This window comes from Pseudomonas sp. TE12508 (assembly GCF_056279485.1).
The window spans coordinates 133644-143473 of the sequence record NZ_JBWCCN010000022.1 but is presented as its reverse complement, the minus strand read 5'-3'; the positions used below and the strand labels follow the sequence as shown (position 1 = coordinate 143473).

Here is a 9830-nt window from a genome sequence, read left to right as displayed (position 1 = left end):
GCGTAACTCTTTGTTTACCAAGGAGTTTTCCGTTTCGACTGCGCCGGAAGTGGGGCGAATTATAGACTTCCAGAATCTGCCGTCAACCCCTGATTTCACAATTCTGTCATATAAGGCAAAGAAGCCCCGAAAACACGAAGGCCGGCCCCTAGGGGCCGGCCTTCTTCCCTTCTACTTACAAACTAGGGAATGCGAATTGCGAAGCCTCATGGCTCGCCCGTTGCGGCCAGCGCTGGGTAATAGCTTTGCGACGAGTATAGAAACGGACGCCATCCGGACCATAGGCATGCAGATCGCCGAACAGCGAACGCTTCCAGCCGCCAAAGCTGTGATAAGCCACCGGCACCGGCAAAGGCACGTTGACGCCGACCATGCCCACTTCGATCTCATCGCAGAACAACCGCGCAGCTTCCCCATCACGCGTGAAGATACAGGTGCCGTTGCCATATTCGTGATCGTTGATCAGTTGCATCGCCTCTTCCAGGCTGTTGACCCGAACGACGCACAGCACCGGCCCGAAGATCTCTTCTTTATAGATGCGCATCTCTGGTGTGACGTTATCGAACAGGCAACCGCCCAGGAAGAAACCTTCTTCATGACCGGCCACGCTCAGACCACGACCATCCACCACCAAGGTCGCCCCTGCTGATACACCGTCTTCTATATAGCCACTGACTTTATCGCGAGCCTGACCGGAAACCAGCGGCCCCATATCCAGGCCGCAGGTCGTACCGGCACCGATTTTCAACGCTTTGACCTGTGGTACCAGTTTGGCCACCAACGCATCCGCCACCTGATCGCCGACGCATACAGCAACCGAGATCGCCATGCAGCGCTCACCGCACGAACCGTACGCCGCGCCCATCAGTGCGCTGACGGCGTTATCCAGATCCGCATCCGGCATCAATACCGCGTGGTTCTTCGCCCCGCCCAGCGCCTGGACGCGTTTGCCGCGCTTGGTGCCTTCGGCGTAAATGTATTCGGCAATCGGCGTCGAACCGACAAAGCTCAGCGCTTTGACTTCCGGCGCTTCAATCAAGGCATCCACCGCAGCCTTGTCGCCATGCACCACACTCAGCACGCCTTTCGGCAGGCCGGCTTCCAACAGCAGCTGAGCAATCAGCAGCGTCGAGCTTGGATCACGCTCGGAGGGTTTCAGAATAAAGCAGTTGCCACAGACGATCGCCAGCGGATACATCCACAGCGGCACCATGGCAGGGAAGTTGAACGGGGTAATACCTGCCACCACGCCCAATGGCTGGAAATCCGACCAGGCATCAATGTTCGGCCCGACGTTACGGCTGTACTCGCCCTTGAGAATTTCCGGTGCAGCACAGGCGAACTCGACGTTCTCGATCCCGCGCTTTAATTCACCGGCCGCATCTTCCAGGGTCTTGCCATGTTCTTCGCTGATCAGTTGGGCGATGCGGGCTTCATTCTGTTCCAGCAGTTGCTTGAAGCGGAACATCACCTGAGCACGCTTGGCCGGCGGAGTGTTACGCCAGGCCGGGAACGCAGCTTTGGCCGAGTCGATGGCTTTTTGAATGGTTTCACGGCTGGCCAACGGCAGCTTGTGGATCGCCTGACCGGTAGACGGGTTGAACACGTCGGCCGTACGACCGTCTTCGGTCACCAGTTCGCCATTGATCAAATGCGGGATAAGGCTCATGCAGGGCTCCTGAAAAAGTTGTCCACAGGCGCCCTTCAAAAAGGACGCCTATATAGAGGGAAAAATCAGTCGATTTTGTTCAGCACTTCGCCGACCGCGTCGAACAAGCGATCGAGGTCTTGCGGCTTGCTGTTGAAGGTTGGGCCGAACTGCAGGGTGTCGCCGCCGAAGCGCACGTAGAACCCGGCTTTCCACAGAGCCATGCCGGCTTCGAACGGACGCACGATGGCATCGCCGTCGCGAGGCGCAATCTGGATGGCACCGGCCAACCCGTAGTTACGAATGTCGATGACGTTTTTCGAGCCCTTCAAACCATGCAACGCATTTTCGAAATGTGGTGCCACTTCCGCCACGCTCTGCACCAGGTTTTCCTTTTGCAGCAGGTCGAGTGCCGCCAGGCCGGCTGCACAAGCCACCGGGTGGGCGGAATAGGTGTAGCCGTGCGGGAATTCCACCGCGTATTCCGGCGTCGCCTGGTTCATGAAGGTCTGATAGATCTCGGAGCTGGCAATCACCGCGCCCATCGGGATCGCGCCGTTGGTGACTTGCTTGGCAATGCACATCAGGTCCGGCGTCACGCCGAAGCTGTCGGCGCCGAACATCGAACCTGTACGACCAAAACCGGTGATCACTTCGTCAAACACCAGCAGGATGTTGTGCTGATCGCAGATCTCGCGCAGACGCTTGAGGTAACCCTGCGGCGGAACCAGCACGCCAGCGGAACCAGCCAATGGCTCGACGAATACCGCTGCGATGTTCGAGGCATCGTGCAGCTCGATCAACTTGAGCAATTCATCGGCCAGGGCGATACCACCCTGCTCCGGCATGCCACGAGTGAAAGCATTGCTCGCCAGCAAGGTGTGCGGCAGGTGATCGACGTCCATCATCGCCTGACCGAACAGTTTGCGGTTGCCGTTCACGCCACCGAGGCTGGTGCCGGCGATGTTCACGCCGTGATAACCACGAGCTCGACCGATCATTTTGGTTTTGGTGGCCTGGCCTTTCAGGCGCCAGTAAGCACGCACCATTTTCACCGCCGTGTCTGCACACTCGGAACCCGAGTCGGTGAAGAACACGTGATTCAGATTGCCCGGGGTCAGGTCAGTGATTTTCTCGGCCAACTGGAACGACAACGGGTGACCGTACTGGAAGCCCGGCGAGTAATCGAGGGTACCCAACTGCTTGGCCACCGCTTCCTGGATTTCCTTGCGGGTGTGTCCGGCGCCGCAGGTCCACAGACCCGAGAGCGAATCGTAGACCTTGCGGCCCTTGTCGTCTGTCAGCCAACTGCCCTCGGCAGCCACGATCAGTCGCGGGTCGCGCTGGAAGTTGCGGTTCGCGGTGTAGGGCATCCAGTGAGCATCGAGCTTGAGCTGGCTGGCCAGGGAAGTCGGGGCGTTTTCAGGCACGTTCATGGGCAAAACCTCGCAGGGCAATAAGCGGCGTGGAGATGAAAAGCGTTCTTGCAGCTAAATTGCCACGGAGATAAAGTCGGTGAAATCCAACTTTTCTAACCTTCAGTCAGGCCCGGACTAAACTATGAGTACCCGCCGCCCCGATCCACTGGCGCAAGTCAGTGACTTTGATATCCGACTGTTGCGGATTTTTCGCAGCGTCGTGGAATGCGGCGGCTTCTCTGCGGCGGAATCGGTGCTGGGGATCGGTCGCTCGGCGATCAGCCAGCAGATGAGCGATCTGGAGCAACGCCTCGGCCTGCGTCTGTGCCAACGCGGTCGCGCCGGTTTTTCCCTGACCGAAGAGGGCCGCGAGGTTTACCAATCGGCGTTGCAGCTATTAAGTGCGCTGGAAAGTTTCCGCACCGAGGTCAATGGCCTCCACCAACATTTGCGCGGTGAGTTGACCATCGGCCTGACCGACAACCTGGTCACCCTGCCCCACATGCGCATCACCCATGCCTTGGCGCAGTTGAAGGAGCGCGGCCCGGACGTACAGATCCAGATCCGCATGATCGCGCCCAATGAAGTCGAACAAGGCGTGCTCGACGGTCGCTTGCACGTCGGCGTGGTGCCGCAAGCCAGCGCGCTATCGGGTCTGGAATATCAGCCGCTCTACAGCGAACGCTCGCTGCTGTATTGCGCGGTCGGCCATCCGTTGTTCTACGTCGACGACAAACAACTGGACGATGAGCGTCTCAACAGCCAGGACGCCATCGCTCCGACCTTCCGTTTGCCTGCCGAGATTCAGGCCCACTATCAAGCGCTCAACTGCACCGCCAGTGCATCGGATCGCGAAGGCATGGCATTTCTGATTCTGACCGGGCGCTACATCGGTTATCTGCCGGATCATTACGCCAGCCTCTGGGTGCAGCAGGGCCGATTGCGTGCGCTGAAACCCAAGGCACGTTTTTATGACCTGAGTCTGGCATCGGTCACACGCAAGGGCCGTCGTCCCCACTTGGTGCTGGAGAGTTTTTTGGAGAGTCTGGCCGCAACACGCTGAAACCTGTGGGAGTGGGCTTGCTCGCGAAGAGGGAGTATCAGTCGACATTAATGCAACTGACACACCGCCTTCGCGAGCAAGCCCGCTCCCACAGGGATTATGGTGTTCAGGTTTTATCGCAACAGGACTTGTCTGCGACCTGCGGGTGCGCTATCAACGCATCTGGTTGCACCCATCTACCCTGTTCGGAAGTGCCTATGACCTTTGAAGTCCCAGCCCACGGCGGCAAACCCGCCAGCCGCATTCGTCAGAAGAACGAAGAGACCATCATCAAAGCCGCCGAAGACGAGTTCGCCCGTCACGGGTTCAAAGGCACCAGCATGAACACCATCGCGCAGAAGGCCGGGTTGCCCAAAGCGAACCTGCATTACTACTTCACCAACAAACTCGGTTTGTATGTGGCGGTGCTGAGCAACATCCTTCAACTCTGGGACAGTACTTTCAATACCCTGACCGTCGAAGATGATCCGGCAGAAGCATTGACGCGATACATTCGCGCCAAAATGGAATTCTCCCGGCGCCAGCCACAAGCTTCGCGGGTCTTCGCCATGGAGGTCATCAGCGGCGGCGAATGCCTGAGCGAGCATTTCAACCAGGACTATCGCATCTGGTTTCAGGGCCGGGCCGCAGTGTTTCAGGCGTGGATCGACGCCGGCAAAATGGACCCGGTCGACCCGGTGCACCTGATCTTCCTGCTGTGGGGCAGCACCCAGCATTACGCCGATTTTGCCACGCAGATCTGCCGTGTCACCGGGCGCACCAAGTTGACCAAGCAAGACATGGAAGACGCCGGCAACAACCTGATCCGCATCATTCTCAAAGGCTGCGGCCTGACGCCTGCTATCTAAGACACTTATGCCTTTTACCCTCAGCGGCTTTTGCGAATACCGCGAAGAGATTCGCAAAAGCCGCTTCATCACCCTCGCCGGACCAATCACTAGCGCATCTGATGCCCAAGCGTTCATCGAGCAGCACAGTGATTTGAACGCCTCGCACAATTGCTGGGCCTGGAAACTCGGCGATCAATATCGCAGCAACGATGATGGCGAACCCGGCGGCACCGCTGGCCGGCCGATTCTGGCAGCGATCGAAGCTCAGGATTGCGATCAGGTCGCGGTGTTAGTGATCCGTTGGTATGGCGGCATTCAACTGGGCACCGGCGGCCTCGCCCGGGCCTATGGCGGCGGTGCCAACAAATGCCTGCAAGGGGCGCCGAAGGTCGAGCTGATCAGTCGGGTGCAGGTCAGTTGTGCCTGTGCGTTTGGCGAGTTGGCGCTGGTGAAGCTTCGGGTAGCGGAACTGGGCGGTTTGGTCGTGGAGGAAATCTTCACGGCCAATGGCGTGGAACTGCAATTGGCGATCGGCGAGGGGCAGATAGATACCCTGCAAACGCAGCTGGCGGACTTGAGTCGCGGGCGCATTTTGTTGCAGCGATAAAAGATCAAAAGATCAAAAGATCAAAAGATCAAAAGATCAAAAGATCGCAGCCTGCGGCAGCTCTTACGCGCCTGTGGGCGCTGCGATCTTTTGGGGCGCCCCGATTTGCCCTGCATTCGAAACTTGCCCACATCTGCTGTGCACCCGGCTGTGGATAACCTGAGCACATTGCGCTGTAACCCTTCTGTCATGCGGCTTTGCGGGCTTTGTTCATTTTTCATCCAAATCCCCAGTAGCAACATTTATTCCACGTAAAAACAAACAGTTAGAGCGGTTTATCGCCATTAGAAGAAAGCCCCTCAGTGCTTATGCCCCTCCGCTCGGCTTGCGCACAAATACTGTGGAACAACCTGTGGATAACCCGTTCATGGCTGGCGCAGCCCCATGTCCGACATAGCTTGCAGGGTATTGCTCGTTTTTTGATCAATTCACAGCGCGCAAAACCAGAGCCTAATCAAAGAACGTGCCCTCAAGTGGTGCCTGATTCGGAGTTGGAATAAGGCGAGACACCGCCCACAACCCTAAACCAGCAAGGCCTCACCGATTTCCTGACTCAATGGCCAGGAAATTGCTTTATCCCCAGGCATAACTTCTGTCGACCTGAGCCTGTCATGTCCAACCCCGTGCCGATCCCCGATCAAATACCCCGCCTGCAATTGCGCAGAATCAGCAAACGTTACCCCGGTTGCCTGGCCAACGATGCCATCGACTTGAGCATTGCGCCCGGTGAAATTCACGCCCTGCTCGGCGAAAACGGTGCGGGGAAAAGTACCCTGATGAAGATCATCTACGGCGTCACTCACGCCGACTCAGGGGAAATGATCTGGCAGGGCCAGCGCGTGACCATGCGCAATCCGGCCCAGGCTCGCGGCCTCGGGATTGGCATGGTGTTCCAGCATTTCTCGCTGTTCGAAACCCTGAGCGTGGCGCAGAACATCGCGCTGGCCATGGGAGCGGCGGCGGGTACGCCGAAGCAGCTCGAACCGAAGATTCGTGAAGTGTCTCAACGCTACGGCATGGCCCTGGAACCGGAGCGACTTGTCCACAGCCTGTCCATCGGCGAGCGTCAACGGGTGGAAATCATTCGCTGCCTGATGCAGGACATCCGCCTGTTGATTCTCGATGAGCCGACGTCGGTACTGACTCCGCAAGAAGCCGACGAATTGTTCGTCACACTGCGCCGATTGGCGGCCGAAGGCTGCAGCATTCTGTTTATCAGCCACAAGCTCGGCGAAGTGCGCGCGTTGTGCCACAGCGCTACGGTGTTGCGCGGCGGTCGGGTGGCCGGGCATTGCGTGCCGGCGCAGTGCTCGGATCGGCAACTGGCGCAGTTGATGGTCGGTGAAGCCGCCGAGCTGATCACTGACTATCCAAAGGTCATGGGCGCTGATGCGTTTTTGAGTGTGACGGGATTGTCCTGGCACAACCCGGACCCGTTCGGCTGCTCTCTGAAGAATATTGATTTCAACGTGCGCAGCGGCGAAATCGTGGGGGTCGCCGGAGTGGCCGGCAATGGTCAGGATGAGTTGCTGGCGTTGCTCAGTGGTGAAGAGCGACTGCCCCGTCACGACAGCGCAACGATCAGTTTCGGCGGGCAAGCCGTCGCCCATTTGCGGCCGGATGCGCGACGCAAACTTGGCCTGGCCTTCGTTCCTGCCGAGCGTCTAGGCCATGGCGCGGTGCCGGAACTGAGCCTGGCAGATAACGCCTTGCTGACCGCCTTTCAACAAGGGCTGGTCAGCAACGGGCTGATCCAGCGCGGCAAGGTCCAAGCGCTGGCCGAAGACATCATTCGCCGCTTCGGGGTCAAGACACCCGATGCCCAGGCGCCTGCTCGCAGTCTGTCCGGCGGCAACTTGCAAAAATTCATCCTCGGCCGGGAGATCCTTCAACAGCCTGAATTACTGGTGGCCGCGCACCCGACCTGGGGCGTGGACGTCGGCGCGGCCGCGACCATTCACCGGGCGTTGATTGCCTTGCGCGATGCTGGCGCGGCGATCCTGGTGATCTCTGAAGACCTCGACGAATTGTTCCAGATCAGCGACCGCCTCGGCGCCCTGTGTGGCGGTCGGCTGTCGCCATTGCAGGCCACCGTCGACACCCATCTGAGCGACGTCGGCGGCTGGATGGCCGGCCAGTTCGATGCCCCTCAATCACCTGCCCCCGTAGCGCTTTAACGGAGTTTCACATGCTGCTTTCTCTCGAACCCCGTGGCCAGCAATCGCGCCTTATGTTGTGGTGCTCGCCCTTGCTGGCGGCCGTGTTGACGCTGGGCTGTGGCTCATTGCTGTTTATCGCCCTGGGCCACGATCCGTTGCTGACCTTGCACACGTTGCTGATTGCACCGATCAGCGACTTGTACGGCGTCTCCGAATTGTTGGTCAAAGCGCTGCCGATTCTGCTCTGCGCATTGGGCCTGGCGGTGGCGTATCAGGCACGGATCTGGAACATCGGCGCCGAAGGTCAGTTGCTGCTCGGCGCCCTCGCCGGCAGTACGTTGGCCGTGAACATCATTGGCTGGCAAAGCCGCTGGGCGCTGGTGTTGATCCTGCTCACAGGCACCCTGGCCGGCGCCGCATGGGCCGGGCTGACGGCGTGGTTGCGCACGCGCTTCAACGCCAATGAAATCCTCACCAGCATCATGCTCAATTACATCGCCCTGAACCTGCTGCTGTTCTGCGTCCACGGGCCGCTGAAGGACCCGGCGGGGTTCAACTTTCCAGAGTCGGCAATGTTTGGCGATGCCAGTCGACTGCCACTGTTGATGGAGGACGGCCGGGTTCATGCCGGTGTGTATTTCGCGTTGCTCGCGCTGGTGGCGGTGTGGGTGTTGCTGCAGAAAAGCTTTGTCGGCTTCCAGATCAAAGTGCTTGGGCTGGACAAGCGCGCCGCCGGTTTCGTCGGCTTTCGCGAGAAGCGGCTGATCTGGCTGGCGTTGTTGATCAGCGGCGGCCTCGCGGGACTGGCCGGAGTGTGCGAAGTCACCGGGCCGATCGGCCAACTGGTGCCGCAAGTCTCACCGGGTTACGGCTATGCGGCGATCACCGTGGCGTTTCTCGGGCGGCTGAATCCCATCGGTATTCTGTTTTCCAGCTTGTTGATGGCGCTGCTGTACATCGGTGGCGAAAGCGCACAGATGAGCATGAACCTGCCGCAAGCGATCACTCAATTGTTCCAGGGGATGATGCTGTTTTTCCTGCTGGCCAGTGACGTACTGATTCTCTACCGACTGCGTTTGAACCTGCGCTGGGCTCGCCGTGCACCAACCACCGCCGTACACGCAGGAGCCTTGTGATGGATTTCGATCTGCTGAGCAATATTTTCTACGCCATGGTCCGCTGCGGTACGCCGTTGTTACTGGTGGCGCTGGGCGAGCTGATTTGCGAGAAGAGTGGCGTCCTAAATCTCGGGCAGGAAGGCATGATGCTGTTTGGGGCGGTGATCGGTTTTATCGTTGCGCTGAACAGCGGCAACCTCTGGCTTGGCGTGTTGCTGGCGATGCTCGCCGGGATGCTGTTGTCGTCGCTGTTTGCCTTGGTGGCACTGGTGTTCAACGCCAATCAGGTGGCGACCGGGTTGGCGTTGACGATCTTCGGCGTGGGCCTGTCGACCTTTGTCGGCGCAGCGTGGGTTGGCAAACCATTGGCGGGTTTCGAGCCGGTGGCGATTCCGTTGTTGAGTGAAATCCCGCTGATCGGGCGGATGCTGTTTGCCCAGGACTTGCTGGTGTACCTGTCGTTCGCGCTGTTCACGATAGTGGCCTGGGTGATTCTGAAAAGTCGCGTCGGGTTGATTATTCAGGCCGTCGGCGAAAACCCGGACGCGGCGAGCGCCATGGGCTTGCCGGTGTTGCGCGTGCGCACGCTGGCGGTGCTGTTTGGCGGCGCAATGGCGGGGTTGGCCGGGGCGTATCTGTCCCTGGCGTACACACCGATGTGGGCGGAAAACATGAGCGCCGGTCGCGGCTGGATTGCCCTGGCGCTGGTGGTGTTTGCCAGTTGGCGGGTGTGGCGATTGCTGCTCGGGGCGTATCTGTTCGGTCTCGCCAGCATCCTGCATTTGGTGGCGCAGGGATTGGGGCTGGCAATTGCGTCGAGCCTGCTGGCGATGCTGCCGTATGTCGCGACCATTGTGGTGTTGGTGCTGCTGTCCCGGGATGCCGTGCGCACACGGTTGTATGCGCCGGTGTCGTTGGGGCAGCCGTGGCAGGCCGGGCATTAACGGTCGCCTGCACTGGCCTCATCCCGAGCAGGCTCGGTCCCAC

Annotated in this window: 8 protein-coding genes; 6 read left to right on the top strand and 2 right to left on the bottom strand. The window is 59.4% G+C overall.

The window, feature by feature from the left end; all coding sequences use genetic code 11:
- Positions 1-175 precede the first annotated feature (175 nt).
- Both ACZ9IM_RS26845 and aptA read right to left on the bottom strand, forming a co-directional pair.
- On the bottom strand, positions 176-1669 hold the full coding sequence (locus ACZ9IM_RS26845) for a CoA-acylating methylmalonate-semialdehyde dehydrogenase (RefSeq protein ID WP_007906810.1): 1494 nt from the start codon (positions 1667-1669) through the stop codon (positions 176-178).
- A 65-nt stretch (positions 1670-1734) separates the two neighbouring features.
- Positions 1735-3084 carry an omega-aminotransferase AptA gene (gene aptA / locus ACZ9IM_RS26840; RefSeq protein ID WP_007906809.1) on the bottom strand — a complete coding sequence of 450 codons (1350 nt, stop codon included), beginning with the start codon at positions 3082-3084 and terminating at the stop codon, positions 1735-1737.
- Between the two features lie 124 nt (positions 3085-3208).
- Here aptA and ACZ9IM_RS26835 point away from each other — a divergent pair, with 124 nt between their 5' ends.
- The 6 genes from ACZ9IM_RS26835 to ACZ9IM_RS26810 all read left to right on the top strand — a co-directional run bounded on the left by ACZ9IM_RS26835 (position 3209) and on the right by ACZ9IM_RS26810 (position 9787).
- Positions 3209-4129, top strand: a complete 921-nt coding sequence (locus ACZ9IM_RS26835; protein WP_007940170.1) for a LysR family transcriptional regulator — start codon at positions 3209-3211, stop codon at positions 4127-4129.
- Between the two features lie 197 nt (positions 4130-4326).
- Entirely contained in the window at positions 4327-4977 is a 651-nt protein-coding gene (locus tag ACZ9IM_RS26830) for a TetR/AcrR family transcriptional regulator (protein WP_427628214.1), read from the top strand.
- A 7-nt stretch (positions 4978-4984) separates the two neighbouring features.
- Positions 4985-5566: an IMPACT family protein gene (locus ACZ9IM_RS26825; protein WP_427628212.1), complete on the top strand. Its 582-nt coding sequence runs from the start codon at positions 4985-4987 to the stop codon at positions 5564-5566.
- Positions 5567-6177: 611 nt separating this feature from the next.
- Complete coding sequence (locus ACZ9IM_RS26820; protein WP_427628210.1) at positions 6178-7743, top strand: ABC transporter ATP-binding protein; 1566 nt, start codon at positions 6178-6180, stop codon at positions 7741-7743.
- Between the two features lie 11 nt (positions 7744-7754).
- A complete protein-coding gene (locus ACZ9IM_RS26815) occupies positions 7755-8861 on the top strand; it encodes an ABC transporter permease (RefSeq protein WP_476225436.1) in 1107 nt (368 codons plus the stop codon).
- On the top strand, positions 8861-9787 hold the full coding sequence (locus ACZ9IM_RS26810) for an ABC transporter permease (RefSeq protein WP_476225435.1): 927 nt from the start codon (positions 8861-8863) through the stop codon (positions 9785-9787). Before ACZ9IM_RS26815 ends, ACZ9IM_RS26810 begins: the two co-directional genes overlap by 1 nt.
- Positions 9788-9830 lie beyond the last annotated feature (43 nt).

Bases quoted from the DNA above. Each gene is read 5' to 3' on its own strand.
- ACZ9IM_RS26815 (WP_476225436.1), top strand. From the start codon at position 7,755: ATGCTGCTTTCTCTCGAACCCCGTGGCCAGCAATCGCGCCTTATGTTG.
- ACZ9IM_RS26810 (WP_476225435.1), top strand. From the start codon at position 8,861: ATGGATTTCGATCTGCTGAGCAATATTTTCTACGCCATGGTCCGCTGC.
- ACZ9IM_RS26835 (WP_007940170.1), top strand. From the start codon at position 3,209: ATGAGTACCCGCCGCCCCGATCCACTGGCGCAAGTCAGTGACTTTGAT.
- ACZ9IM_RS26830 (WP_427628214.1), top strand. From the start codon at position 4,327: ATGACCTTTGAAGTCCCAGCCCACGGCGGCAAACCCGCCAGCCGCATT.
- ACZ9IM_RS26845 (WP_007906810.1), bottom strand. From the start codon at position 1,669: ATGAGCCTTATCCCGCATTTGATCAATGGCGAACTGGTGACCGAAGAC.
- aptA (WP_007906809.1), bottom strand. From the start codon at position 3,084: ATGAACGTGCCTGAAAACGCCCCGACTTCCCTGGCCAGCCAGCTCAAG.
- ACZ9IM_RS26825 (WP_427628212.1), top strand. From the start codon at position 4,985: ATGCCTTTTACCCTCAGCGGCTTTTGCGAATACCGCGAAGAGATTCGC.
- ACZ9IM_RS26820 (WP_427628210.1), top strand. From the start codon at position 6,178: ATGTCCAACCCCGTGCCGATCCCCGATCAAATACCCCGCCTGCAATTG.